The 24,782-nt window shown below is 67.0% G+C and carries 26 protein-coding genes and 1 riboswitch; of the genes, 18 read left to right on the forward strand and 8 right to left on the reverse strand.

From position 1 onward, the window contains the following. Positions 1–75: 75 nt before the first annotated feature. On the reverse strand, positions 76–444 hold the full coding sequence (locus ACWPW1_RS07780) for a YggL 50S ribosome-binding family protein (RefSeq protein WP_044342397.1): 369 nt from the start codon (positions 442–444) through the stop codon (positions 76–78). Positions 445–576: 132 nt separating this feature from the next. On the opposite strand from ACWPW1_RS07780, the gene ACWPW1_RS07785 reads away from it, so the two are divergent. From ACWPW1_RS07785 to ACWPW1_RS07795, 3 genes are all read left to right on the forward strand, one after another. Next, positions 577–1,593, forward strand: a complete 1,017-nt coding sequence (locus ACWPW1_RS07785) for a LacI family DNA-binding transcriptional regulator (protein ID WP_454252709.1) — start codon at positions 577–579, stop codon at positions 1,591–1,593. A gap of 90 nt (positions 1,594–1,683) precedes the next feature. Further along, positions 1,684–2,661 (forward strand): 2-hydroxyacid dehydrogenase, encoded by a 978-nt coding sequence (locus tag ACWPW1_RS07790; protein ID WP_454252710.1) that lies wholly within the window; start codon positions 1,684–1,686, stop codon positions 2,659–2,661. A 10-nt stretch (positions 2,662–2,671) separates the two neighbouring features. Continuing rightward, on the forward strand, positions 2,672–3,871 hold the full coding sequence (locus ACWPW1_RS07795) for a mandelate racemase/muconate lactonizing enzyme family protein (RefSeq protein ID WP_454252711.1): 1,200 nt from the start codon (positions 2,672–2,674) through the stop codon (positions 3,869–3,871). A gap of 5 nt (positions 3,872–3,876) precedes the next feature. On the opposite strand, the gene ACWPW1_RS07800 is transcribed toward ACWPW1_RS07795, so the two are convergent. Then, positions 3,877–4,206 (reverse strand): four-helix bundle copper-binding protein, encoded by a 330-nt coding sequence (locus tag ACWPW1_RS07800; protein ID WP_059314216.1) that lies wholly within the window; start codon positions 4,204–4,206, stop codon positions 3,877–3,879. A 97-nt stretch (positions 4,207–4,303) separates the two neighbouring features. After that, positions 4,304–4,498: riboswitch (cobalamin riboswitch) on the forward strand. A gap of 95 nt (positions 4,499–4,593) precedes the next feature. Here ACWPW1_RS07800 and cobO point away from each other — a divergent pair. From cobO to ACWPW1_RS07855, 11 genes are all read left to right on the forward strand, one after another. After that, positions 4,594–5,220, forward strand: coding sequence for a cob(I)yrinic acid a,c-diamide adenosyltransferase (gene cobO, locus ACWPW1_RS07805; protein WP_059314217.1), 627 nt, complete (start codon positions 4,594–4,596; stop codon positions 5,218–5,220). Then, entirely contained in the window at positions 5,214–6,512 is a 1,299-nt protein-coding gene (locus ACWPW1_RS07810; protein ID WP_454252712.1) for a cobyrinate a,c-diamide synthase, read from the forward strand. Before cobO ends, ACWPW1_RS07810 begins: the two co-directional genes overlap by 7 nt. Further along, the gene (gene bluB, locus ACWPW1_RS07815) at positions 6,509–7,159 is read left to right on the forward strand and encodes a 5,6-dimethylbenzimidazole synthase (protein WP_059314219.1); all 651 of its coding nucleotides are present in this window, start codon (positions 6,509–6,511) and stop codon (positions 7,157–7,159) included. Before ACWPW1_RS07810 ends, bluB begins: the two co-directional genes overlap by 4 nt. Beyond that, a complete protein-coding gene (gene cbiB / locus ACWPW1_RS07820) occupies positions 7,156–8,064 on the forward strand; it encodes an adenosylcobinamide-phosphate synthase CbiB (RefSeq protein WP_454252713.1) in 909 nt (302 codons plus the stop codon). Before bluB ends, cbiB begins: the two co-directional genes overlap by 4 nt. Next, positions 8,057–9,046 carry a threonine-phosphate decarboxylase CobD gene (cobD, locus tag ACWPW1_RS07825; protein ID WP_454252714.1) on the forward strand — a complete coding sequence of 330 codons (990 nt, stop codon included), beginning with the start codon at positions 8,057–8,059 and terminating at the stop codon, positions 9,044–9,046. The genes cbiB and cobD overlap by 8 nt, the downstream gene beginning before the upstream one ends. After that, positions 9,043–10,494 carry a cobyric acid synthase gene (locus ACWPW1_RS07830; RefSeq protein WP_454252715.1) on the forward strand — a complete coding sequence of 484 codons (1,452 nt, stop codon included), beginning with the start codon at positions 9,043–9,045 and terminating at the stop codon, positions 10,492–10,494. Before cobD ends, ACWPW1_RS07830 begins: the two co-directional genes overlap by 4 nt. Beyond that, positions 10,495–11,016, forward strand: a complete 522-nt coding sequence (gene cobU, locus ACWPW1_RS07835; RefSeq protein WP_434776159.1) for a bifunctional adenosylcobinamide kinase/adenosylcobinamide-phosphate guanylyltransferase — start codon at positions 10,495–10,497, stop codon at positions 11,014–11,016. Further along, complete coding sequence (gene cobT / locus ACWPW1_RS07840) at positions 11,013–12,071, forward strand: nicotinate-nucleotide--dimethylbenzimidazole phosphoribosyltransferase (RefSeq protein ID WP_434776160.1); 1,059 nt, start codon at positions 11,013–11,015, stop codon at positions 12,069–12,071. The genes cobU and cobT overlap by 4 nt, the downstream gene beginning before the upstream one ends. Continuing rightward, positions 12,064–12,615 carry a histidine phosphatase family protein gene (locus tag ACWPW1_RS07845; protein WP_271654345.1) on the forward strand — a complete coding sequence of 184 codons (552 nt, stop codon included), beginning with the start codon at positions 12,064–12,066 and terminating at the stop codon, positions 12,613–12,615. Before cobT ends, ACWPW1_RS07845 begins: the two co-directional genes overlap by 8 nt. Next, positions 12,615–13,346, forward strand: a complete 732-nt coding sequence (locus ACWPW1_RS07850; RefSeq protein ID WP_454252716.1) for an adenosylcobinamide-GDP ribazoletransferase — start codon at positions 12,615–12,617, stop codon at positions 13,344–13,346. The genes ACWPW1_RS07845 and ACWPW1_RS07850 overlap by 1 nt, the downstream gene beginning before the upstream one ends. 160 nt (positions 13,347–13,506) lie before the next feature. Then, a complete protein-coding gene (locus tag ACWPW1_RS07855) occupies positions 13,507–15,660 on the forward strand; it encodes an EAL domain-containing protein (RefSeq protein ID WP_434776162.1) in 2,154 nt (717 codons plus the stop codon). Positions 15,661–15,751: 91 nt separating this feature from the next. Here the strand turns inward: ACWPW1_RS07855 and ACWPW1_RS07860 are convergent, their stop codons facing one another. Next, a complete protein-coding gene (locus tag ACWPW1_RS07860) occupies positions 15,752–17,059 on the reverse strand; it encodes an OmpP1/FadL family transporter (RefSeq protein ID WP_323148261.1) in 1,308 nt (435 codons plus the stop codon). Positions 17,060–17,341: 282 nt separating this feature from the next. Between ACWPW1_RS07860 and rnd the strand changes: the two genes are divergently transcribed. The 3 genes from rnd to ACWPW1_RS07875 are packed head-to-tail and all read left to right on the forward strand — an operon-like array spanning position 17,342 to position 19,727. Further along, positions 17,342–18,490, forward strand: coding sequence for a ribonuclease D (gene rnd / locus ACWPW1_RS07865; RefSeq protein ID WP_454252717.1), 1,149 nt, complete (start codon positions 17,342–17,344; stop codon positions 18,488–18,490). Beyond that, positions 18,487–18,789, forward strand: a complete 303-nt coding sequence (locus tag ACWPW1_RS07870; protein WP_434776164.1) for a YcgL domain-containing protein — start codon at positions 18,487–18,489, stop codon at positions 18,787–18,789. The genes rnd and ACWPW1_RS07870 overlap by 4 nt, the downstream gene beginning before the upstream one ends. Then, positions 18,786–19,727 carry a D-2-hydroxyacid dehydrogenase gene (locus ACWPW1_RS07875; protein WP_454252718.1) on the forward strand — a complete coding sequence of 314 codons (942 nt, stop codon included), beginning with the start codon at positions 18,786–18,788 and terminating at the stop codon, positions 19,725–19,727. The genes ACWPW1_RS07870 and ACWPW1_RS07875 overlap by 4 nt, the downstream gene beginning before the upstream one ends. On the opposite strand, the gene ACWPW1_RS07880 is transcribed toward ACWPW1_RS07875, so the two are convergent. Next, entirely contained in the window at positions 19,712–20,308 is a 597-nt protein-coding gene (locus tag ACWPW1_RS07880; RefSeq protein ID WP_454252719.1) for a nitroreductase family protein, read from the reverse strand. The genes ACWPW1_RS07875 and ACWPW1_RS07880 overlap by 16 nt on opposite strands. A 136-nt stretch (positions 20,309–20,444) precedes the next feature. On the opposite strand from ACWPW1_RS07880, the gene ACWPW1_RS07885 reads away from it, so the two are divergent. Continuing rightward, positions 20,445–20,894 (forward strand): YcgN family cysteine cluster protein, encoded by a 450-nt coding sequence (locus tag ACWPW1_RS07885; protein ID WP_058762427.1) that lies wholly within the window; start codon positions 20,445–20,447, stop codon positions 20,892–20,894. A gap of 8 nt (positions 20,895–20,902) precedes the next feature. On the opposite strand, the gene ACWPW1_RS07890 is transcribed toward ACWPW1_RS07885, so the two are convergent. Genes ACWPW1_RS07890 through ACWPW1_RS07905 form a run of 4 tightly spaced genes read right to left on the reverse strand, consistent with a single transcriptional unit; the run spans position 20,903 to position 24,761 of the window. Beyond that, the gene (locus ACWPW1_RS07890; RefSeq protein ID WP_434776166.1) at positions 20,903–21,886 is read right to left on the reverse strand and encodes an oligopeptide/dipeptide ABC transporter ATP-binding protein; all 984 of its coding nucleotides are present in this window, start codon (positions 21,884–21,886) and stop codon (positions 20,903–20,905) included. Then, positions 21,883–22,866 (reverse strand): ABC transporter ATP-binding protein, encoded by a 984-nt coding sequence (locus ACWPW1_RS07895; protein ID WP_285387379.1) that lies wholly within the window; start codon positions 22,864–22,866, stop codon positions 21,883–21,885. The genes ACWPW1_RS07890 and ACWPW1_RS07895 overlap by 4 nt, the downstream gene beginning before the upstream one ends. A gap of 1 nt (position 22,867) precedes the next feature. Next, positions 22,868–23,743 carry a D,D-dipeptide ABC transporter permease gene (gene ddpC, locus ACWPW1_RS07900; protein WP_313649285.1) on the reverse strand — a complete coding sequence of 292 codons (876 nt, stop codon included), beginning with the start codon at positions 23,741–23,743 and terminating at the stop codon, positions 22,868–22,870. A 1-nt stretch (position 23,744) separates the two neighbouring features. After that, the gene (locus ACWPW1_RS07905; RefSeq protein WP_434776167.1) at positions 23,745–24,761 is read right to left on the reverse strand and encodes an ABC transporter permease subunit; all 1,017 of its coding nucleotides are present in this window, start codon (positions 24,759–24,761) and stop codon (positions 23,745–23,747) included. Positions 24,762–24,782 lie beyond the last annotated feature (21 nt).

Here is a 24,782-nt window from a genome sequence, read left to right on the forward strand (position 1 = left end):
CCAAGCTATCCAGCAATACTGTCTAAAGGCTAGTTCAAGGCCTGCCAGCCACGCGCAGCAGCCTTGAACCCTCTTTTAGACTTCGCCGTCGTGGTGCCAGGCGTCATGCAGGTCGGAGGCGTTGGCTTCGCCGACTTCGGCGCGGGCCTTGAGCCAGTCCAGCAGGGCGGTACGGTCTTCCTCGGTGGGCGAGGTGTAGCGCTTGTTGGCCATGATGGTGCCTTCGACCCAGGCGTTGTCGAAACCGCCGATGTAGTCCAGCTTGCGCTCTTCGACGTAGTCGATGAAGTCACCCAGGAAGGTGTCCAGATCGTCTTCGCTGAGTTCGTTCTTGAAGCTCACCTTGATTTCGAAGGCAAGCTCCTGGAACTCGCCCAGGTACTGCTTCTTGCGCAGGCGACGCTTCATGCGGCTCAAACGGGGATCTTGGTTGGTATCGGTCATGGCGAAGGCCTGGATATCGATGAAAGGGCAGGCATTATCCCTGGCGTTGGTCGGTAATGCCAATGGTGACCGCCGGGAGGGGCGGTTAGCATGACGGTTTTGGCTGCGACCAGAGCGCGCAGGGGTGGAAGGATGACGGGCAAGACGAGAAGCCGCTCCGGTAGCGTGACCATCCGCGACGTGGCCAGCCTGGCCGGCGTCGCACCGATCACCGTCTCGCGGGTGGTGAACGCGCCCGCAAGCGTCAAGGCGGCCACCCGTGAGCGGGTACTGGCCGCCATAGCAGCAAGCGGCTACATGCCCAACCTGGTGGCTGGGGCCTTGGCCTCCAATCGCAGTCGATTGGTGGCGGTGCTGGTGCCCATGCTGACCAATCCGCTGTTCGCCGACAGCTACCAGGCGGTGGCCGAGCGACTGGCTCAGGCCGGGTATCAGGTGTTGCTGGGCGTCACTGGCCACGATCCCGAGCATGAAGAGGCGCTGCTGGCGACCATTCTCAGCCGGCGGCCGGATGGCCTGATCCTGACCGGCGTTGATCACACGCCGGCCAGCCGTGCCCGGCTCCAGGCGGCGGGCGTACCGGTGGTGGAGACCTGGGATCTCAGCGCGGAGCCCATCGATCAGGGGGTGGGGTTTGACCATGAGGCAGTGGGCGCGCTGCTGGCCGAGCGGGCTAACGCTGGTGGTTATGCCCAGGTCGCCCAGGTGGCGGTGGACGACCCCCGCGGTACCCGGCGACGTCTGTGCCTGAGTCGGGCCCTGGCCACCCTCGGCATCGCCGAGACGGCGCCGGCGCTATTCACCGGCCTGCCCAGCCTGGAGCAGGGGCGCCAAGCCCTGTGCCAGCTGCTCGCCCAAACCAAGGTGCGGCCGCTGCTCGTGGTCTGCACCTCCGACACCCTGGCCCATGGCGTGCTGACCGAGGCCCTGGCGCAGGGGCTGGCGGTGCCCGGCGACGTGGCGGTGATCGGTTTCGGCGACATGGCCTTCGCGGCCCATACCCTGCCTGCCTTGACCACGATACGGGTGGATGCCACGGCCTTGGGGCACACGGCAGCGGAATTGTTGTTGGCCCGTCTGGCGGGTAGTGATGGAGAGCCACAGCAGCGCGACCTGGGTGTCGAGTGGATCGAGCGCGGTAGCGCCTAAGGACAGGTGGCGGTTGTCAGACGACTTGTTGGGCGCTAGGGTGATTGAAATGGTAGCGGTACCATTTTCGCTCAGCAGAGGAGGAGCCGGATGAAGATCGTGATGATTGGTGAAGCCGCCACGCACCAGGAGGCGCTTGCCAGGGACCTGGTCGGCCCGGCCACCTTTATTACCTTGCCGCGGGAAGCCCATAAGTCAGCCACCTGGGACGAGCGAATCGAGGACGCCGATGTTCTGGTCGCCATGCGTCTGCAGCGTTCAACGCGGGCGCCCAGGGTACGGCTGCTGCAGGTACCTGGCGCTGGTCTAGATGGCATCGATTTCGGAGTGCTGGCAGCGGACTGTCGCGTCTGCAACGTCTTCGAGCACGAGATTCCCATGGCCGAATACGCCCTGGCCTGCCTGCTGGATCATGAGGTGCGCCTGGGTGAGGCCCAGGCGGCCTTCGCCAGCGAGCGTTGGACCCATGCCTATCTGGGGCGCCAGCCGCGTGGTGAGTTGCAGGGCAGGACCCTGGCGATCCTGGGTTTCGGCAGGATCGGCCAGGCGGTGGCGCAGCGGGCGCGGGCCTTCGGCATGCGCATCCTGGCCATCACCCGTAGTGCCCGCGACGGCCGGGTGCCCGCCGGGGCCGATGCTGCCCTTGCGCCCGAGGCGCTGAACGAGGCTCTGGGCCTGGCCGATTACGTAGTGCTGGCCTGTCCGCTGGACGAGACCACCCGGGGCTGTTTCGGCGCTGCCCAGTTCGCCGCCATGCGGCCGGAGGCCGTGCTGCTGAACCTGGCACGGGCGGCGGTGGTGGAAGAAGCCGCCCTCTATCAGGCGCTCGCCGACCGGCGCATCGCCAAGGCGTACCTGGACGTCTGGTACCGCTACCCCAGTGGCGAAGGCGATCTCGTGGCACCCGCACGGCATCGCTTCGAAGAACTGCCCAATGCCGTCTGCACGCCGCATGTCTCGGGTTGGACCCACGGGCTGTTCGCGCGCCGCTATGCCTTCATCGCCGCCAACATCGAACGCCTGCGTCGGGGCGAAACGCTGCTCAATCAGGTCCACGGACCTCGCTAGAGGAGGCGCCGTGCGCATCACTCGCATTGAAACCATGAGGCTCACGCAACTGCCCAATCTGCTCTGGGTGGAGATCCACACCGACAGTGGCCTGGTCGGTCTGGGTGAGACCTTTCGCGGCGCCGAAGCGGTGGAGGCGCAGATACACTCGCTTTGCGCGCCACTGCTATTGGGTCGCGATCCCCTGCAGATCGAAGCCCACAGCCGGGCGCTGCTGCGTGGCTATCTGGGCTTCAACGGCAGCGGCGTGGAAACCCGAGCGGCTTCGGCGCTGGATATCGCCCTCTGGGACCTGTTCGGCCAGGCTATGGGCGTGCCGATCCATCAGCTGCTGGGTGGCCAGGTCCATGAGCGGATGCGCGCCTACAACACCTGCGCCAGTCCCAACTTCAATACCGGTGGTGAGCAGCGCCGGCTGATCGCCAAGGGCGAGGCCCGCGTGGCCGGTCGCTACGATGATCAGGTGGCGGCGGTGGAAAACCCGGGCGAACTGGCCCAGAGCCTGATGGACGAAGGGTTTGCCGCCATGAAGATCTGGCCCTTCGATGCCTTCGCCCTGGCCAGTGGCGGCCAGTATCTATCCAGCACCGACTTGCGCCAGGGTCTGGAGCCCTTTGCGCGCATCAGGGAGGCGGTCGGCGATGGCATCGAGGTGATGTGCGAATTCCATTCCTTGTGGAATCCGACCTGCGCCCTGCAGATCGCCCGAGCACTCAAGGACTACAACATCTTCTGGGCGGAAGATCCGATCAAGATGGATCACGTTCAGGGGTTGGCGGATTTCCGGCGGCTGGCGGGCATTCCGGTCTGCGGCAGCGAGACCCTGGCGATGCGCGGTGCCTTCCGCGATCTGCTGGCGGCCGATGCGCTGGACTATGTGATGGTGGACCTGTCCTGGTGCGGTGGGTTGAGCGAGGCACGCAAGATCGCCACCTTGGCCGAGGCCTATCAGAAGCCCATCGCCCCGCACGATTGCACCGGACCGGTGGTGCTGATGGCCTCGCTGCATCTGGGGTTGGCCTCAGCCAATGCCATCTTTCAGGAAGTGGTGCGAGCCTATCTGGCGGGCTTCTATCGTGAGCTGGTCACCGAGCTGCCGGTACTGGAGCAGGGCTGGCTGCTACCGCCAACCGCACCGGGCCTGGGCACCGCCCTGCATCCGGCGCTGCGTCAGCGGCCGGACCGGATCGGGCGGGTATCAACGCGGTAAGGGGCTCAGGCGGCCATGGCTGCGCAGGCATCGGCGCAGGCTTCACAGGCCTGGGCGCAAGCCTGGCAGTGGTCGGCCTTGTGCTTGCCGCATTCGGCGGCGCAGGCGCGGCAGGTCGCCACGCAGAGGGCACAGGCTTCGGCCAGGCGATCGCTGCCGCGCTGCATGAAAGTGGCGGCCAGACGGCAGGCGTCGGCGCAGTCACGATCCAGGCGCACGCAATCGCGCATCATGTCCAGATTGGCTTCACCCAGACAGGCGCTGGCGCAGGTTTCGCACGCGGCCGCGCAGTCGAGGCAGGCCTTGATGCAGGCAGCGAGGGAGGATTCGGTCATGGGTATCTCCTGGCAGTGGGGTGCTAAGGGTGGACCCGGCCGCCGGCCGCCGAGTTCGGCCCGCGCGATCGATTGACGCTCTCTCGGGTAGTCCGTACCCTGCGCCCTTGCACGTGGTGCCCCGTTTGAGCCGGGGTGAAACAGGGAAGCCGGTCGAGCCGGCGCTGCCCCCGCAACGGTAGTTGAGTAGCAGCTGCGCGAGACCCACTGGCCCCGGCCGGGAAGGGGCGCAGCGGGTGCCCGAGGGTATCGACTCACCAGCCCGGAGACCGGCCACGCTTGCGTTCATCTCGGCGATGCGGAGGGCGTCGTGCGGCGTCGCCACCTGCCTTGCGCGGGCGGCGTCTCTGCCCGTTTCTCCGTCGCGCCCGCACCCGGAGAACCGCCATGACCGACACCCCTGATTCGAACAGCCCCGAGCGTGACGAGCGCCATCGCGCGCGCATGGTGCGCAAGAAGGCGGTGATCGACGCCCGGATCGCCGATGCCCAGGACGAACGCGGCCTGCTGCTGGTGCACACCGGCATCGGCAAGGGCAAGAGCAGCTCCGCCTTCGGCATGGCGGCACGCGCCCTCGGCCACGGCATGCAGGTCGGCGTGGTGCAATTCATCAAGGGCCGCCGCGACACCGGCGAGCAACTCTTCTTCAGGCGCTTCCCCGACGAGGTGCGTTACCACGTCATGGGCGAGGGTTTCACCTGGGACACCCAGGATCGTGCCCGCGACCTGCAGTCGGCGGCCGCGGCCTGGGCGGTGGCAGTGGAGCTCTTGCGCGATCCGGCCATCGGCCTGGTGCTGCTAGACGAACTCAACATCGCCTTCAAGCATGGCTATCTGGAGGTCGACCAGGTGCTGGCCGATCTCGCCGGGCGCCCGGCGCACCAGCATGTGGTGGTGACTGGCCGCGGCGCGCCGCCGGCCCTGATCGAAGCCGCCGACACCGTGACCGACATGAGTCTGGTCAAGCATGCCTTCCAGGCCGGCGTCCGCGCCCAGCAGGGCATCGAATGGTAGGCGAACCGCGGCACTGCCCGGCGCTGCTGATCGCCGCCCCGGCCTCCGGTCAGGGCAAGACCAGCGTCACCGCCGCCCTGGCCCGGTTGCATGCACGCCAGGGTCGGCGGGTGCGGGTGTTCAAGTGCGGCCCGGATTTTCTCGATCCGATGATCCTCGCCCGTGCCAGTGGCGCCCCGGTCTACCAGCTCGATCTGTGGATGATCGGCGAGGCCGAGAGTCGGCGCCTGCTGTGGGAAGCGGCGGCGGAGGCGGACCTCATCCTCATCGAAGGCGTCATGGGGCTGTTCGACGGGCAGCCGTCGGCGGCGGACCTGGCCGAGCGCTTCGGCGTACCGGTGCTGGGGGTGATCGACGCCGCGGGCCTGGCGCAGACCTTTGGTGCCCTGGCCTATGGCCTGGCCCACTATCGGCCGAGCCTGCCGTTCGCCGGTGTGCTGGCCAATCGCAGTGGCAGCCCGCGGCAGACGCAGCTGATCCGCGGCAGCCTGCCGGAGGGCATGACCTTCTTTGGCAGCCTGCCAAGAGATGCCGGCATCGAGCTGCCCAGTCGCCACCTGGGGCTGATCCAGGCCGACGAGGTCACCGACCTGGATCGCCGCCTGGACATGGCGGCCGATGCCCTGGCCGCCAGCTCCGACATCGAATTGCCGCCGCCAGTGGCCTTCGCCGCGCCGGAGCCGACGCCGGTCGAACCGCTGCTGGCCGGGGTGCGCATTGGCGTGGCCCGCGATGCGGCCCTGGCGTTTCTCTACCAGGCCAACCTGGACTTGCTGCGCGCCCTGGGCGCCGAGCTGCAATTCTTTTCCGTGCTCGCCGACTCGACGCTGCCGGAAGCGGACAGCCTCTATCTGCCGGGCGGCTATCCCGAGCTGCACCTGCAGGCGCTGTCCAATAACCTTGGCATGCGCGCTGCCATTCGCGCTCACCATGCCGCCGGCAAGCCGATCCTCGCCGAGTGCGGTGGCATGCTCTATCTGCTTCAGGAGCTGACCGACAAGGCCGGTGAGTCCGCCGCCATGCTCGGTCTCTTGCCGGGCAGCGCACGGATGCAGGCCCGGCTGACCGCCCTGGCCCTGCAGTCGGTGGAGTTCGCGCAGGGCACCTTGCGCGGCCACACCTACCATCATTCCGCGCTGGAGTCGCCCGAGGCACCCTGGGCGCGGGGTCTGTGCCCCAATGGTAAGGCGGTGGCCGAGGCGGTCTATCGAGACGGTCGCCTCACCGCCAGCTATATTCACTTCTACATGCCGTCGGCACCCGCCGCGGCCGCCGCGATGTTCAAGCCGTGACCACGACACCCTATACCCCTGCCGAACAAGCCGCCGTCTACCGAGCCATCGCCGAGCGCCGCGACATGCGCCATTTCTGCGGTGGCGAGGTGCCTCCCGAACAACTGGCCCGCCTGCTGGGTGCCGCCCACCAGGCCCCCAGCGTCGGGCTGATGCAGCCCTGGCGCTTTCTGCGCATCAGCGATCCGGTCTTGCGCCAGCGCCTGCACGAGCTGGTGGAGGAAGAGCGCTGCGCCACCGCCGAAGCCCTCGGCGAGCGCAGCGATGACTTCATGAAGCTCAAGGTGCAGGGCATTCTCGACTGCGCCGAGGTGCTGGTCGCTGCCCTGATGGACGGGCGCGAAGCCCATATCTTCGGCCGCCGTACCCTGCCGGAGATGGACCTGGCCTCGCTCTCCTGCGCCATCCAGAATCTCTGGCTGGCCGCGCGTTGCGAAGGCCTGGGCATGGGTTGGGTCTCGCTGTTCGACCCGGAAGCGGTGCGCACCCTGCTGGAGATGCCCGAGGGGTCCCAGCCAGCGGCCATCCTCTGCCTGGGGCCGGTGGAAGCCTTCTATCCGCGACCCATGCTGGAGGAGGAGGGCTGGCGTCAGGGCCGCCCGCTGGAAGAACTGGTCTTCGAGAATCGTTGGGGCCAGAAGCCATGATGCTGGCCTTCGCGGTCGTCGGCGGCATGCTGCTCGACCTGCTGCTCGGCGAACCCCGGCGGGCCCATCCCCTGGTGCTGTTCGGCCGCTACGCCGACAGCCTCGAAGCGCGCTTCAACCCCGGTGGCCGTGGCTGGCGCAGTCATGGGGTGATGGCCTGGAGCCTGGCCGTGCTGCCCTGGGTGCTGCTCACCGCCTTGCTCTGCCAGATCGGCTGGCTGGCCTGGATCATCCAGCCTCTGGCACTGTATCTGGCGGTGGGACTGCGCAGCCTGGGCGAGCACGCCGAGCCGGTGGCACGTGCCCTGCAACGCAACAACCTGCCCGAGGCGCGGCGCCGGGTCGGCTACCTCGTCAGTCGGGAGACGGGCGAGCTGGACGAAACCGCTGTGGCCCGCGCCGCCACCGAATCCGTACTGGAGAATGGCAGCGACGCCGTCTTCGCCGCGTTGTTCTGGTTCGCCCTGCTCGGCGCGCCGGGCGTGGTGCTCTATCGCCTGGCCAATACCCTGGACGCCATGTGGGGCTACCGTACCCCACGCCTGGAGCGTTTCGGTTGGGCTGCGGCGCGCCTGGACGATGTGCTCAACTATATTCCCGCGCGTCTGGTCGCCCTGACCTATGCCGGTCTTGGCCGCTTCTGGAGCGCCATCGAAAGCTGGCGCTCCCAGGCGCCGCTGTGGGACAGCCCCAACGCTGGCCCGGTGATGGCCGCCGGCGCCGGGGCCCTGGGGGTGAGCCTGGGCGGCGCTGCTCGCTACCACGGCGAATGGCACGAGCGTCCGTTGTTGGGTCGCGGTCCGGCCCCTACCTTCCTGGCCATCACCCGTGCCCTCCAGCTGGTACGACGCGGCGCCTGGGTGTGGACCTTGCTGATCGCCCTGGGAGGACTGCTGCTTGCTTGAGCACGGCGGTCGACTACGGCGCGCGGCGCGCACCTACGATATCCCCCTAGCCGACTGGCTGGACCTGTCTACCGGACTGGCCCCCTGGCCCTGGCCATTGCCCGAGATTCCCGCCAGTGCCTGGGCGCGCCTGCCCGAGCCCGATGACGGCCTGGTGGACGCCGCCTGCAGCTACTATCGTGCGTCCGCGCTGTTGCCAGTGGCTGGTTCCCAGGCTGCCATCCAGGCGCTGCCTGTCTTGCGCGCGCCTTCGCGAGTCGGGGTGCTGGCGCCCTGTTATGCCGAGCACGCCCTGGCCTGGCGTCGCGCCGGCCACGAGGTGCTGGCGTGGAGCGAGGAGCAGATCGCGACCGGGCTCAACCAGCTGGACGTACTGGTGGTGGTCAACCCCAACAACCCTACTGGGCAGCGCCTCTCACCTGCGCGGCTGCTGGACTGGCATGCCCGCCTCGAAAGGCGGGGCGGTTGGCTGGTGGTGGACGAGGCCTTCATGGACCCTACGCCAGGTGCAAGTCTCGCGCCCTTCAGCGATCTGCCCGGGCTGATCGTGCTGCGCTCCTTTGGCAAGTTCTTCGGGCTGGCCGGCATGCGCCTGGGCTTCGTGCTTGCCGCGCCGGACTTGCTTTCGCCGCTCGATGAGCATCTCGGTCCCTGGACGGTCAACGGGCCCAGTCGTCATCTTGCGCGGCAGCTGCTGGTCGACCAGACGGCTCATGAGCGCCAGCGTGAGGCGCTTCGGCAAGCCGGCGAGCGCCTGGCGGCGGTGCTCGCCGGGCACGCCCTCGACCCTAGCGGTGGCTGCGCCCTGTTTCAGCTGCTGCAGCGCCCGGATGCCACGGCCCTGCACGAGCACCTGGCGCGCCAGGCCATCCTTACCCGCTTGTTCCCCGACCTTGGCGCCCTGAGATTCGGCCTGCCGGGCGACGAATCCGGCTGGCAGCGCCTGGACCAGGGGTTGGCCAGCTACCGGAGTCCCCTATGAGTACGCTGATGGTGCAGGGCACCACGTCCGACGCCGGCAAGAGCACCCTGGTGGCCGCCCTGTGCCGCTGGCTCTATCGCCAGGGTGTAGGGGTAGTACCCTTCAAACCGCAGAACATGGCGCTCAACAGCGCGGTGACCGCCGACGGTGGCGAGATTGGCCGGGCCCAGGCGGTCCAAGCCCAGGCCTGTGGTCTGGCGCCCCATACCGACATGAATCCCGTGCTGCTCAAGCCCAATACCGACGTCGGCGCCCAGGTGATCATCCATGGCCGCGCCGTCACCAGCATGGACGCCAAGGCCTATCACGCCTACAAGCCCGTGGCCCGCGAAGCGGTACTGGCCTCCCATGCCCGGCTGGCCGAGCGCTTCGAGGTGGTGCTGGTGGAAGGCGCCGGCTCGCCGGCCGAGATCAACCTGCGCCAGGGCGACATCGCCAACATGGGCTTCGCCGAGGCGGTGGACTGCCCGGTGCTGCTGGTGGCGGACATCGATCGTGGCGGTGTCTTCGCCCATCTGGTCGGCACTCTGGACCTGCTCGAACCGAGCGAGCAGGCGCGTGTCGCCGGCTTCATCATCAACCGTTTCCGCGGCGACCTGGCCCTGCTGCAACCCGGGCTGGACTGGCTCGAAGCCCGCACCGGCAAACCGGTGCTTGGCGTGCTGCCCTATCTGCATGACCTGCACCTGGAGGCCGAAGATCGCCTGGCCACAGGCCAGGTCGCCAAGCAGGGACCCCGCTTGCGGGTGGCGGTGCCGGTGATGCCACGGCTGAGCAATCACACCGATTTCGATCCCCTGCGTCTGCACCCCCAGGTGGAATTGCTCTTCGTTCGGCAGGGCGAGGCCCTGCCCGCGGCGGATCTGATCATCCTGGGCGGCTCCAAGAGCGTGCGCAGCGACCTGGCCTTCCTGCGCGCCCAGGGCTGGGACACGGCCATCGCCCGCCATCTGAGATACGGCGGCCGAGTACTGGGTATCTGCGGCGGCTTCCAGATGCTGGGCGAGCGCGTCGCCGATCCCCTCGGCCTGGAAGGTGCCCCCGGTGACAGCGCCGGTCTGGGTCACCTGGCTATGACCACCGAACTGGCGGCGGAAAAGCAGCTGCGCAACGTGCGCGGCTGGCTGTGCGACGGCGACGCCGAGGTCGCCGGCTACGAGATTCATGCCGGCGTCAGCCAGGGAGCGGCGCTGGAGCATCCGGTGCTGCGCTTCGACGATGGTCGCGTCGATGGCAGCCTCAGCGCAGACGGCCAGGTGCTGGGTACCTACCTGCACGGCCTGTTCGAGTCGCCCGCTGCCAGTGTCGCGCTGTTGCGCTGGGCGGGTCTGGCCGAGCCGCAGCAGCTGGACTACCACGCCTTGCGCGAACGCGATCTGGAGCGCCTGGCCGACCTCGTCGAACACCATTTGGACACTGGGCGCCTGCGCGCCCTCTGCGAGCTCTAGATGCGCGAACTCATTCTTGGCGGCGCTCGCTCCGGCAAGAGCGCCCTGGCCGAGCGCCTGGCTGCCGACTGCGGACTGGCGGTCACCTATATCGCTACCGCCGGGGGCAGCGATGCCGAACTGGCGCGCCGCATCGAACGCCACGCGGCGCGTCGGCCCGCGCACTGGGCGCTGGTGGAAGAGCCCCTGGCGCTGAGCGAACGCCTGCAGGCGCTGGCCGCGCCAGAGCAGTGTCTGCTGGTGGACTGCCTGACCCTCTGGCTGACCAACCTGCTGCTGCTCGACGATCCGCAGCGCTTAGAGCAGGCCTGCGTGCAACTGCTCGACGTCATCCCCCAGCTGCCAGGCCGGCTTATCTTCGTCAGTAACGAGACCGGTCTGGGTATCGTCCCCCTGGGCGAGCTGACACGGCGTTATGTCGATGCCGCTGGCGAACTGCACCAGGCCCTGGCCACCCGCTGCGATCGCGTGGTGCTGAGCGTGGCCGGTCTCCCTCTGATCCTCAAAGGAACCCCGTTATGAGCATGCCCTGGTGGCAAGGACCCTGCCGCCAACCCGATACCGCTGCCGCCGAAGCCGCGCGCCAGCGGCAGATGGTCTTGACCAAGCCGAGCGGCTCGCTTGGCGATCTGGAAATGCTGGCCATCCAGCTGGCGGCCCTGCAGGGCACGCCGCGCCCTCTGCTGCAGCGCACCGCCATCGCCGTCTTCGCCGGTGACCACGGGGTCGTGGAGGAGGGCGTCTCGGTCTATCCGCAGTCCGTGACCGCCGAGATGGTGCGCAACTTCGTGCGCGGGGGCGCCGCCATCAGCGTGCTCGCCCGGCAACTCGACGCCGCCCTGGAAGTCATCAACCTGGGCACCGTCACCCCCCTGGAGCCGCTGCCCGGGGTGATCGATCTACCCCTGGGACGCGGCACCGCCAATTTCACCCTGACGCCAGCCATGACCCATGACCAGTGCCAGGCGGCGCTGCAGGCCGGACGCGACGCCGTGTTGCGGGCCTGTGCCGGCGGCGCCGACCTTTTCATTGGCGGCGAGATGGGCATCGGCAACACCACCGCCGCCAGCGCCCTGGCCAGCGTGCTCCTGGACACCTCGCCGCTGGCCCTCGCCGGGCCCGGTACCGGGCTGGACGCCGATGGCGTGGCGCGCAAGGTGGCAGTCATCCAGCGTGCGTTGTTGCGTCATGGCGATGCCTTGCAGGATCCCTACGAACTGCTGCGCCGGCTGGGCGGTTTCGAGTTAGCCGCCTTGACCGGCGCCTATCTGGCCTGCGCCCAGCAGGGCCTGCCGACCCTGGTGGATGGCTTCATCTGCTCGGTCGCTGCGCTCTGTGCCCAGCACCTGCAGCCCGATACCCGCGACTGGCTGCTGTTCGCCCATTGCGGCGCCGAGCCCGGTCATGCCGCCGTACTGCTGGCCCTGGGTGGCGAGCCGCTGCTGGACCTGGGTCTGCGCCTGGGCGAGGGCAGCGGCGCGGCCCTGGCGGTCCCGCTGCTGCAGCTGTCCTGTCGCCTGCACAGCGAGATGGCCACCTTCGCCGAAGCCAGCGTTTCCAGTCGCGCCCATGACTGATTGCTGGCTGCTGCGCCATGGCGCCACCGAGGGTCCCGAAGGCTTTCGCGGCCGCCTCGATCCGCCGCTGTCGGAACAGGGTTGGACGCAACTGCGCGCCGCCGTCGCCGCGCAGCCGCCTTTCGCCCTGATCCTGAGTTCGCCGCAGCAGCGCTGCGCACGCTTCGCCGAATGGCTGGCAGCGGAGCAGGGTGCCGAGCTGCTGCTGGAGCCCGATCTGCGCGAACTGGATTTCGGCGCCTGGGAAGGCCGCAGTGCGGCCGAGCTGATGCGGGACCAGGCCGAGGCCCTGGGGCTGTTCTGGGCCGATCCCTATGCCTATACCCCGCCCGAGGGCGAGCCCGTGGCCGCCTTCGCCGAGCGGGTGCTGGGGGCGGTGGCGCGCTGGCGTCCGCGACTGCAGGCGCAACGCAGCCTGATCGTCACCCACGGCGGCGTCATCCGCCTGCTGTTGGCGCGCCAGCGCGGTTTCCCGCCCAAGGATCTACTGCAGGTCGAGGCACCCTACGCGACCCTGCAGTCGCTGGCACTGGAGCAAGACTGATGCCGCTGTCCTGGTTGATCGCCGTGCAGTTCCTCACCCGCCTACCGGTCCGGCTACCGGGCATGCCCGCACCCGAGGCCATCGGCCGTTCGGTGCTCTGGTATCCGGCAGTCGGCTTGCTAATCGGCGCTGTGCTGAGTCTGATCGCCTGGCTGGGCGCCGGGGGCGGCGTATTCCTCCAGGCGGCGCTGGTGCTGGCCGCCTGGGTGATGGTGACGGGCGGGCTGCATCTGGATGGCCTGGCAGACACCCTCGATGCTTGGGTCGGTGGCTATGGCGACCGCGAGCGGACGCTGGCCATCATGAAGGACCCGGCTTGCGGCCCCATGGGCGTGCTGGCGCTGCTGCTGACCCTACTGCTCAAATGGAGCGCCCTGGTCGTGCTCTTGCCGGACTCGCTGGCATGCCTGTGGCTGGCGCCTCTGGCCGGCCGCCTGGTGCTGCCTTGGCTGCTGCTGACCACGGCTTATGTGCGTCCGGGCGGGCTGGGCGACATGCTCAGTCGCCATCTGCCACGGAAGCTGCTCAACAGGGTGCTGCTGCTTGGCGCTGCGGGTCTGGCCTTGCTGCCCCAGGGCTTCATGGCGCTGCTGGTGACCGCTGGCATCGCCTTGCTGGCGCGCCGGGCACTGCGTCAGCGCCTGGGCGGTACTACCGGCGACACGGCAGGCGCGCTTCTCGAAATCACTGAAACCGGGGTGCTGGTGGCACTGGCGCTAACGTTGCGCTGAAAAATGTGCCCAAGCGTGAGACAGCCTGGGTTTTGCGACCTCCGTCCTTGAACGGCCCGGGTTAAACCATTATGAAGTGCCGTGGTATCTCGCCCAGCGAAGCCACCTCGGCACGTGCGGATCCAAGGGGGAGTCGTCGTCAGCTGGACAAGGAGCTCCCATGCCTGATGCGCCTCAACGCACCGCCTCGCCCCAGGAGATCGCTCCGGCATCACGGCTCCGTCTCAAACCGCGCAGCCTGTTCGCCACCTTCTTTCTAGCGTTCATCCTGGTCGATGCCGTCGGCACTCTGCTGTTCACCCTGCACAGCTATCGTCAGGCTCGGGATGCCAGCAGCCAGAGCATCGATTATCGGCTGATGAGCGCCGCCCTGGCACTGCCTGAAATCCTGGGCGAAGACTATCTCGCACAGCTGCAGGACCCGGCCAAGGCGGATTCCGCACGCTACCGACGCACCTTGATCAACCTGGATCGCTATGCCCGCAAGGCCGGGCTGGCGTCGCTCTATGCCTTCGTCGAGGAAGGTTCGAATTTTCGCTTCATCATGGATTCGGCCAACGAGGAGGAAATCCGCGTTGGCTACTTTGGCGACTATCGCCAGCTCTACGATCAGGCACCGCCGGAACTCGGAGCCGTGTTTGCCGATCATCAACCTCGTTTCGCGGAATACCAGGATAATTTTGGCAGTTTCCGTTCTCTGTTCCTGGCCATTCCCGGGCAGGACGGGCAAGCAGTCGTCATAGGGGCGGACATGTTCATGGAAGGAATAGCAGCAGCAGAGCAGTCGGCTCTACTGGATTCGCTGCTGATAGGCGCAATCATCTTTGCCCTGGGGGCTCTGGTCAGTCGGATACTGGCCGGTGCGCTCAATCGCTATCTTGCCCGCCTCGGGCAGGCCACCGAGCGCATCGCCGACGGCGACTATCAACTGGGCCTCAAGGAAGGACGCGATCCGGTCGGCCGGCTGGGCCGCGCCATGAACCAGATGGGCGCTGCCCTGGCCGCGCGCGAGCGACGCATCAGCCAGCTGGCCTTTCGAGACATGCTCACCCGCCTGCCCAACCAGGTGCGGCTGGTCCTGGAAATTCGCCAGCGTATCGAACGCGCCGCGGCCGGGCGTTTCGCCGTCTTGCTGCTGGACGTGGCGAACTTCCGCAACATCAACGAACTGCTCGGCCAGGAGGGCGGCGACAAGATCCTGCGTCATCTGGCGCGCCGGCTAAGGGTCGCGGCGCCGGAAGAAAACGGCGTAGCGCGGATCGGTGCCGACACCTTCGTGTTGCTGCTGCCCTGGTTCGATGGCGCTTCGGCGGAGGCGGCGCTGCTGTCGCTGCGCAACCTGGTGGAGAAACCCTTCGTCAGTGGCAATCAGCGAATATCCCTGCGCATCACCTTCGGCATCGCCTGCTACCCCGAGCACGGCACCAGCGCCGAAGCCTTGCTGGCCAACGCCGAGACCGCCCTGCAGGATGCGCGCCGGCGGCAGCTGCCCTTCGCCTTCCATGATCCGGACCAGGAGCGCCAGCGTCAGCTCGGCATTGCCATGCTCGATGCCCTGGACCTCGCCGTGGATCACGATCAGTTGCGGCTCTATCTGCAACCCAAGATCGCGCTGCCGGATGGCCGGGTCGAGGGCGCCGAAGTCCTGATCCGCTGGCAACATCCGGAGTTGGGCCTGCTCAAGCCGGACGCCTTCGTCGGCATCGCCGAACAGAGCCGCAAGATCTGCGACATCACGCTCTGGGTGCTGGAACGTTGCATGCGTCTGCAGCGCGAGCGGCAGCTGGGTGCCCTCAAACTCAACGTCAATCTGTCGCTGCTGGACCTCGAGCACCCGGCCTTCATCGCCCGCATCGGCCGGCTGCTGGACGAGACGGGTGCCGTAGCTGCCGGCTTCTGCCTGGAGATCACCGAGTCCCGGGCCATGAGCAATCCGGTACAGGTGCTCGACTGCCTGCGCCAGCTCAAGGCGATGGGCTTCGAACTGTCGCTGGACGATTTCGGTGCCGGTCATTCCTCGCTGGCCTGCCTGAGCAGCTTTCCCATCGACGAGCTGAAGATCGACCGGCAGTTCATCGAGCACTGCCAGTTGCCGGGTGATCAGGAGGTGATTCGCCTGCTGGTCCAGCTTGGACAGCTACGCGGCCTGCGCGTGGTGGCGGAAGGGGTGGAAACCCACCAGGCGCTGCAGGTGCTCACCGAGCTGGGCTGCGACCAGATCCAGGGCCAGTTGGTAGCTGGGGCTCTGTCACTAGAGGACTTCCAGCACTGGTACGCCGAGCAGGAGCAGGGATACTGGGAGCTCAGGGCCTAGGCGAAGGATCTCCCCCGTCCCAGAGATGGTCGTCAATACCCTAGAAAGCACGAAGCCGCCTTGCGGCGGCTTCGGTAGCGAACCCTGACGCTTAGAAACGGTAGGTCAGCTGGGCGCCCAGGCCGTGGGCGCTGTTGTCGTACTTGGCATTGTAGCCACCGCGCAGGGCATCAGGCGCGCGGTTGACCTTGACGTTGTCTTCCCACAGGTAGGCGTAGGCCACATCGATGGTCATTTCCTTGGTCGGGGACCAGCCCGCGCCCAGGGAGAAGGTCTTGCGATCACCAACCGGGACACGCACGTTGCGATCGGCGTTGTCCACCGGCGAGGGGTCGATAGCCATACCAGCGCGCAGTACCCACTGGGGATTCAATTGATAGGAGGCACCTAAAGCGTAGGACCAGGTGTCTTTCCAGTTGAACTCTTCGGTAATCTCGCCGAGGCGATTGCCTAGTACTGGCAGGGTGGGAGTGCCCTCGTTCTCGACGGTAATGGCGTCCAGCCGGCTCCAGCGGGTCCAGGTCGCCCCAGCGTACAGAGTCCAGTCGTTGTTCAGACGATAGGTGAAGGAGGCGTCGCTGCTTTCCGGGAGGGTGATGTTGAGGTTGGCGTCGTACTTGCCGTTGAGCCGTCCCAAGATGGCGTTAAAGGTAGGATTCGCACTGGCGGCGTCGGTGACCTCGGTGTGGCCCTTGAGCTTGTAGCTGACCTTGGAGTGGTAGGCCAGACCGAACGTCAGGTCATCGGTGAGGTCGGCCAGCACGCCGACGTTGAAGCCGTAGGCGGTATCGTCACCCTTGATCTTGACCTGGGCATCGCCGCCGCCAAACGCACCAGCGTTCAGGTTGCTGTTGAGCTTGCCTTCAAGACGGTTAATGGTCGGACCGAAGCCGATGGAGACCTTGTCGGTGATCTTGTAGCTGATGGTCGGCTGGATGGTGATGACTTCCACCTTGCTCGCCTGGCCCTGGTAGCGGCCCTGGAAGGCGTGCTCATAGTTGCTGATCAGCGCATAGGGCACGTACATGCCCAGGCCGAAATGCAGGCGATCGTCTACGGGGGTCACGAAGTAGCCGAAGGGCACCACCGAATTGGGCACCATGTCGCCGTCGTTGCTGCCAGGCACCTGCTGGCCGTTGGCATAACGGGCGTTGACATCACTGATGTCGACCTTGGCGTGAATGTAGGCGCCACCCAGGGACACCTCGCGGCCCAGGCGTGACATGCCGGCCGGGTTGCCATAGATGGTGGAGGCGTCCTGCGCGGAGGAAGAGCGTCCGGCGAAGGAGGTACCCATACCGCTGACACTTTGTTCGTTGATAGCCAGACCGTTCGCCAGGGCATAGCCGGAAGCGCTCGAAACGGCCAATGCAAGCAGGGTCAGTTTTATTGTTTTCATGCTCTTGCAGCTCCATTGAAAGGCGAGAAGCGCTACCCCCGCGGATTCCCAAGTCCGAGTGAGTACCTGCGCACACTCTGCTTTTAGCAGGCCTCGCCCGTGAATACAAAAAAAACTATTCGGTCACGTTTGGTTCGGGGTGGTCATCAGGCGTTCATCCGACGAACTCGCCTGGAAAGCCGCTGAATGCCCTGTTCCCCAGCGATCGACATACCGCCGACGGGCACCGAAGAACACGCTCGGGTGGCTTATACTGTCGGCTCATCTGTTCGGAGTGCGCCCTTGACTTCTGCCCCTCACTGGATCCGCGACGATGCGGCGCTGGCCACCCTCTGTCAGCGGTGCCAGACGTTGCCCTTCATCGCCCTCGATACCGAATTCATGCGGGTCGACACCTTCTATCCCAAGGCCGGCCTGATTCAGATCGGCGACGGCGAACAGGCCTACCTGGTTGATCCGCTGTGCATTGGCGACTGGACCCCTTTCTCAGCCTTGCTGGCAGACGCTTCCGTCGTGAAGGTGCTGCACGCTTGCAGCGAAGACCTGGAAGTGTTGCTGCGTTTGACCGGCAGCCTGCCGCAGCCGCTGTACGACACCCAACTGGCGGCTGCCTATCTGGGTCTGGCCCATTCCATGGGTTATTCGCGGCTGGTCGCCGAAGTGCTCAAGATCGACATACCCAAGGACGAGACGCGCTCGGACTGGCTGCAACGTCCCCTGACCCCGCTGCAGGAGCGCTACGCGGCAGCCGACGTGACCTATCTGGTCGACGTCTACCACTACCTGAACGCACGTCTGGATGACCAGCGGCGCACCTGGCTACTGGAAGATGGCGCTGAACTGGTGGCCAATCTGCGGCGTATCAGCGATCCCTGGGAAGCCTACCGCGACGTCAAGCTGGCCTGGCGCCTGTCGCGCCAGCAACTGGCGGTGCTTCGGGTGCTCTGCCACTGGCGCGAGGTTACCGCCCGAGAGCGCGACCAGCCGCGCAACCATGTCCTGCGTGAACGCTCGCTCTGGCCGCTGGCGCGTTTCCAGCCCGACGACAAGCAGGCGCTGGCGCGCATCGACGACATGCACCCGCGCACCGTGCGCCAGGATGGCGATACCTTGCTGGCGCTGATCGACGAAGGCGTGGCTACCCCGGCCGACCAATGGCCGGCGCTGCAGTCCGAGCCCTTGCCCCACGAGGCATCGCCGCTGCTCAAGGCCCTGCGCGCCATCGGTGAACGCGATGCCGAGGCCCTGGGCATGGCACCGGAACTCATGCTGCGCAAGAAGGTGCTCGAAGCCCTGCTGCGCACCGGCTGGCCCGATGGCGACTACCAACTCCCGGAGAATCTCCGCGGCTGGCGTCGCGAGCGCTTTGGCCAGGCCCTTCTCGATCACCTGCAGGCGCAGCGCACCGCGCCCCTGGAAGACACCCCATGAAGCTGTTGTGCTCTATCTACCGAAGCCCGCGCAAGCCGGAAATGTACCTCTATGTCGACAAGCTCAAGGGTCTGACCCGCGTCCCCGAGGGCCTGCTCACCGCCTTCGGCTCCCCAGCGCTGGCCTTCGAGTTCGTGCTGACCCCGGAGCGCACGCTGGCGCGGGAAGACGTCGCCAAGGTTCTCGAGAACATCGACAAACAGGGCTATCACCTGCAGATGCCACCGCCGGAGCTGGAGCGCGACGACTACATCGAGCACCTGCCCGAAGAACTGCTACGTCTCAACGATCCGCTATGACCGCCGTCCTGCTGCTGGAAGACGAGCCTTCAGCCTATGTACAGGCCTGGCGCCAATTGGCGCCGGACCTGGAACTACGGGTGCCGGCGAACCCGGCCGAGGCTCTTCGTCTGGCGGCAGCAGGGGGCTACTGGTTCGGCCAGCCGGATCGCGCAGCAGCGCTGCTGCGCGAGGGCGCCAAACCGACCTGGCTGCAATCCACCTGGGCCGGCTATGCGCCGCTGCTTGCAGCGGATCTGCCTTGCGACTATCGCTTCAGTCGCGCCGTGGGGTTGTTCGGCCAGAGCATTGGCGAATACGTCCTGACCTATCTGCTGCAGCATGAGCGTCAGGTCATTGCACGCCAGCTCAGCCAGCGTGAGCAACGGTGGGATACCCGCACGCCGGGCACCTTGGCCGGGCGGCGTTTGCTGCTGGTAGGAGCCGGTGACATCGGGCAGGACATGGCGCGGTTGTTCGCCCCCTTCGGCATGACGATTACCGGCGTGGCACGCAGCCCCCGCGCCGTGCCCGGCTTTGCCCAGGTCGTGACGCTGGCGGAGCTGCGCCAGGCGGCGAGGGAGGCAGACTTCGTCGTCAACCTGCTGCCGGACAGCACCAGCACTCGCGACATCTACGATACGGCCTTCTTCGCCGCCTTGCCCGCAGGCGCCCTGTTCATCAATGCCGGACGCGGCACCAGCGTGGTGGATGCCGCTCTGATCACCGCGCTGCACAGTGGTCACCTGGCCGGGGCGGTGCTGGACGTGTTCCGCCAGGAGCCGCTGCCGCAGGACCATCCCTTCTGGCAGGCACCGAACCTGCAACTCACCGCGCATGTCGCCGGGCCCACGCCGCCGGCAGCGGCCATCCGGCTATTGCTGGACAATCTCCAGCGCCTGCAACAGGGGCAGCCCCTGCGCGGCGCAGTCGATCTTGCCCTTCAACCGAAGGTATAGGGGCCGGCCACTGCCAGCTCCTCGACCTTCAGCCGCGGGCTGGGTAGCTCACGGGCCTGCAGTTGTTCCGACAGGCTGGCCTTGTCGCCCAGCTTGCCGATGGCCACCGCCAGCTCGACCTTGAACGGCGCCGGCACCCGCAACTCACGCTGAATCCCCACGCGATCGATGCCTGCCATGCCGTGCACGTGCCAGCCGGCATTGGTCGCCTGCAGCGCCAGGTAGGCCCAGGCGGCGCCGGCGTCGAAGCTGTGGCTGGGGAAGGGCACTTCCTCGCCACTGCTGGCGCGCAGCAGGGTAGTCTTCGACAGGATGATCACCAGGGCCGAGGCATGCTGCGCCCAGGAGCGGTTGAACTCGCTGATCAGCGACAGGAACAGCCCCCAGTGGGCGTCGTCGCGCCGCGCATAAAGGAAGCGCCAGGGCTGGGCATTGAAGGCCGAAGGTGCCCAGCGCGCGGCTTCGATGAAGCCGAGCAGGGTCTCTTCCTCGATGGCTGTGGGTTCGAAGGCGCGGGGCGACCAGCGCTGCACGAACTGCGGGTCGACGGGGTACTGTGGAGTACGGCTGCTGTTGGTCATGGGCTCATCACACGCAGGAAAGAAGATCCGGCACGGTAATCCGACCCGCCGGAGCCGACAAGGGCGCGAACGGTGCTTGGCGCCTGGGGCGTGCGGCACTAGACTGCGCGGCCTTTCCTTTGCCCGACAATCCGCCATGGCCGCCATCACCCAGCCGTTCTGGAAGCGCAAGACCCTCGATCAGCTCGATGCCCAGGAATGGGAATCGCTGTGCGACGGCTGTGGCCTGTGCTGTCTGCAGAAACTGGAAGATGAAGACGACGGCGCCGTCTATTACACGCGCATCGCCTGCAAGCTGCTGGATCTCAAGACCTGCCAGTGCAGTCGCTATGCCGAGCGTACCCGCTTCGTGCCCGACTGCATCCAGCTCACGCCGGCCCAAGCCGACCAGTTCGCCTGGCTGCCGCCCACCTGTGGCTATCGCCTGGTGGCCGAAGGCAAGGATCTGCCGGAGTGGCACCCGCTGATCTGCGACGACCGCGAGGCGGTGCACAAGGCCGGCATCTCCCAGTCCGGCCGCATGCTCAGCGAGACCCAGGTCGCCGAAGACGACTGGGAAGACTATCTGATCTTCCGCGCGGGCTGATAACGGCTTCAGACCACCGCAGGGCTGGCCCGCAGCGGTACGGCCAGGTCCGCCGCTCGATGGCAGCGTACCTCCGCCAACGTGCCTGGCAGCAGTGCTTGAGGTCGCTCGCACCCGGCGCCCGCCTGCGGACAGCGATCCCGAAAGAAACAGCCCGTCGGCAGCACGCGGTTGCCCGGCAACTCGGTGCGCTGCGCCGCGGCATTGCCCGTGAGCGGCTGGTCCAGCCGCGGCACCGCCTCCAGCAACAGCCGGGTATAGGGGTGGCTGGGCTGCTCCAGCACCTCTGCCGCCGCACCCAGCTCGACGATCTGCCCCAGGTACATCACCGCCACGCGATCGGCCAGGTGGCGCACCACCGAGACGTTGTGGGAGATCAGCACGAAGGTCAGGCCGCGATCGCGTTGCAGCTGGGCCAGCAGGTTGAGGATCTGGGCCTGCACCGAGATGTCCAGGGCCGAGGTGGGTTCGTCGAGAATGATGACGTCCGGGTCCGACGACAGCGCCCGAGCGATGGCGATGCGCTGGCGCTGGCCTCCGGAGAACTGGTGCGGGTAGCGATCCAGGTATTCGGGACGGATACCGACCTGCACCGCCAGGCGCTCGGCGAGGGCACGCAATTCGACAGAGGAGCTGCGACCCCGTACCACCAGCGGCTCGGTGATCAGCTTCCACACCGGCAGGCGCGGATCCAGCGAGGACTGCGGGTCCTGGAAGACGATTTGGATATTGCGCTCGCCACGGGCGGCGCCGGTGAGGGTGCCGCTCACCGGCTCCACCAGCCCCATCAGGACCTGGGCCAGGGTGCTCTTGCCGCAGCCGGATTCACCTAGCACGCCTAGGGTCTCGCCGGAAAAGAGTCGCAGGTCGATGCCGTTGAGGGCATGGGCCTGGCCCTTGGTGCGGCCGAGCCAGTCGCGGCCCACCGGATAACGCACCTCGACGCCGCTGAGTTCCAGCAGCGGTACGGCGGGCGGAAAAAGGGTGTTCATGCCGGGGCGTCCTCCGCCTGCAGCCAGCAGGCGCTCAGGTGATCGGGGGTGTCCGTCGGCAGCAGCGCGGGGCGCGTCTCGCAGCGCTCATGGCGCCGGCTGCAACGATCCTTGAAGCTGCAGCCGCCAGGCAGCTGGGCCAGGTTGGGCACCTGGCCGGGGATGCTGGCCAGGTCGCTGCCCGGCACCGCCTTTTCCGGCAGGCAGGCCATCAGGCCCTGGGTATAGGGATGCCGGGGTGCCTGCATGACTGCCGCGGTAGCCCCCTGTTCGACGATGCCGCCGGCGTACATCACATAGACACGGTCGCAGAATTGCGCGACCAGCGCCATGTCATGGGTGATCAGCAGGATGGCGGTGCCCCGGGCCCGTGCCTTTTCGCGCAGCAGGAGCAGCACCTGGCGCTGTACCGTGACGTCCAGCGCGGTGGTCGGCTCATCGGCGATCAGCAGCTGCGGATCGCAGGAGAAAGCCAGGGCGATCATGATGCGCTGGCGCATGCCGCCGGACAGCTCGAAGGGATAGCGTTCGAGGATCTGCTCGGGATCGGCGATATGCATGTCCTTGAGCAACTCGATTGCCTTGGCGCGAGCCTGGGCGGCATCCAGCGCGGTATGGCGGCGAATCACGTCCAGCAGCTGGCGACCGATGCGCCGCGTCGGATTGAGCGCGGTCATCGGCTCCTGGAAGATCATCGCCGCCTCGCGGCCGCGGACCTCCATCAGCTGGCGCTCGCTCAAGGCGAGCATGTCGTGGCCCACCAGGTTGACGCTGCCGCCAGTGACCCGGTAGCTGCCGGGTGGCAACAGGCCGAGGGTGAGCATCGCGGTGACCGACTTGCCCGAGCCGGACTCGCCCACCACGCCGACGATCTCGCCGGGGGCCACACTCAGGCTGACGCCGTTGAGCGCCTTGGCGCTGCTGCGAAAGCCGGGGAATTCCAGATTCAGCTGGTCGATGTGCAGAACGGGCTGGCCCATGTCATTTGCCCTTTTGGCGAGGATCGAGCAGATCGCGGATGCCATCGCCCAGCAGGTTGAAACCGATGGCGGTGACCAGGATCGCCAGACCCGGGAAGGTCGAGTACCACCACTGGTCGAGGATGAAATTGCGGCCGCTGGCGACCATCACGCCCCATTCCGCGGTGGGCGGCTGGGCGCCCAGACCGATGAAGCCCAGCGCCGAGGCCATGAGGATGGCGTTGCCGATGTCCAGGCTGAATTGCACCAGCAGCGGCGGCATGGCGTTGCGGGCCACGTGCCAATGCACCAGGTGCCATTTGCCGGCGCCAAAGGTGCGTGCTGCCTGGACATAGGCCAGCTGGCGGATGCTCAGGGTCTGGCCGCGCGCCAGGCGCACATAGAAGGGGATGCGCACCAGGGTGATGGCCAGCATGGCGTTGAACAGACTCGGCCCGAGGGCGGCGGCCAGGGCCATGATCAGCACCAGCGAAGGCACCGAGAGGATGATGTCCATCAGGCGCATCATCAGCCGATCGAAGGCGCCGCCGACGATGCCCGACAGGCAGCCGAGCAGGCCGCCGATGGCGCAGGCGGCAAAGGCCACGAACAGGCCGACGCCCACCGACTGGCGGCTGCCGTAGATCACCCGGCTGAGCAGGTCGCGACCCACCTCATCGGTGCCGAACCAGTGCAGGGCGCTGGGTGCCTGCAGGCGGGCGGTGAGTTTCAGCGCGTTGGGCTGGTAGGGCGCGAGCCAGGGCGCGGCGACCATGCACAGCAGCACCAGCAGGGTGATCACCAGCCCCGTGAGCATCAGCGGATTGCGGCGGATGCGCCAGGCCAGCCAGGCGGTCTGCTCGCGCCAGCGGGGGCGCACAGCGGTCAGGGTCGTCATGCTAGTTCACCTTGCCGATGCGGGGATCGACCAGCCGGTAGAGCAGGTCGATGAAGCGGTTGAGCAGGACGTAGATGAAGGACACCACGATGGCGAAGCCCATGACCGCCGGGAAATCCAGCGCCTGGATCGACTTGACCACATAGGCGCCCATGCCCGGCCAGGCGAACACGGTCTCGGTGAGCACCGCGCCATAGAGCAGGTCGCCCAGCGCCAGGCCGATCACCGTGATGGAGGGAATCAGCGCATTGGGCAGCGCATGGCGCAGCACTACGGTGGTCTGCGACAGGCCATAGGCGCGGGCGGTGCGGATATAGTCCTCGCCCAGCTGTTCGAGCATGGCGCCGCGGATCTGCCGGGTGATGACGCCCAGGTTGACGAAGGCCAGGGTCACCGCCGGCAGTAACAGGTGCCTGGCCGCGCTGACGAAGCCGGTGAGATCGCCCGCCAGCAGGGTATCGATCAGATAGAAGCCGGTCACCGCTGGCGGTGGCGTCAGCCCCTGGTCCAGGCGCCCGCCGCCGGGCAGCCAGCCGAGGTGCCCGTAGAACAGCACGATCAGCCCCAGGCCCAGCCAGAAGGCCGGGGTGGAGATGCCGGCCACCGCCAGGGTACGGCTGATGTGATCGATCCAGCGGTTGTTGTAGACCGCCGAGAGCACGCCCAGGGGCACGCCAATGAGGATCGACAGCAACAGCGCGGCCAGGGCCAGCTCCAGGGTGGCGGGAAAGAACAGCTGCAGGTCTTCCAGCACCGGGCGATGGGTGCGGATCGACTGGCCCAGGTCGCCCTGCAGCAGGTCCCCCATGTAGCGGAAGTATTGCTGGTAGAGCGGCAGGTCCAGGCCCAGCTGCTGACGGATGCCGGCGACAATTTCATCGCTGGCACGCTCGCCGGCGATCAGTCGTGCCGGATCGCCGGGGATCAGGTGGGAGATAACGAAGGTGATCAGGGACACCCCGATCACCACGATGAGGATATCGGTCAGCTGCTTGCGCAGCAGATTGAAGAAGGCCATGGCATACCTCGCGAGGCGGGT

The organism is Pseudomonas sp. Marseille-Q7302 (genome assembly GCF_965111925.1).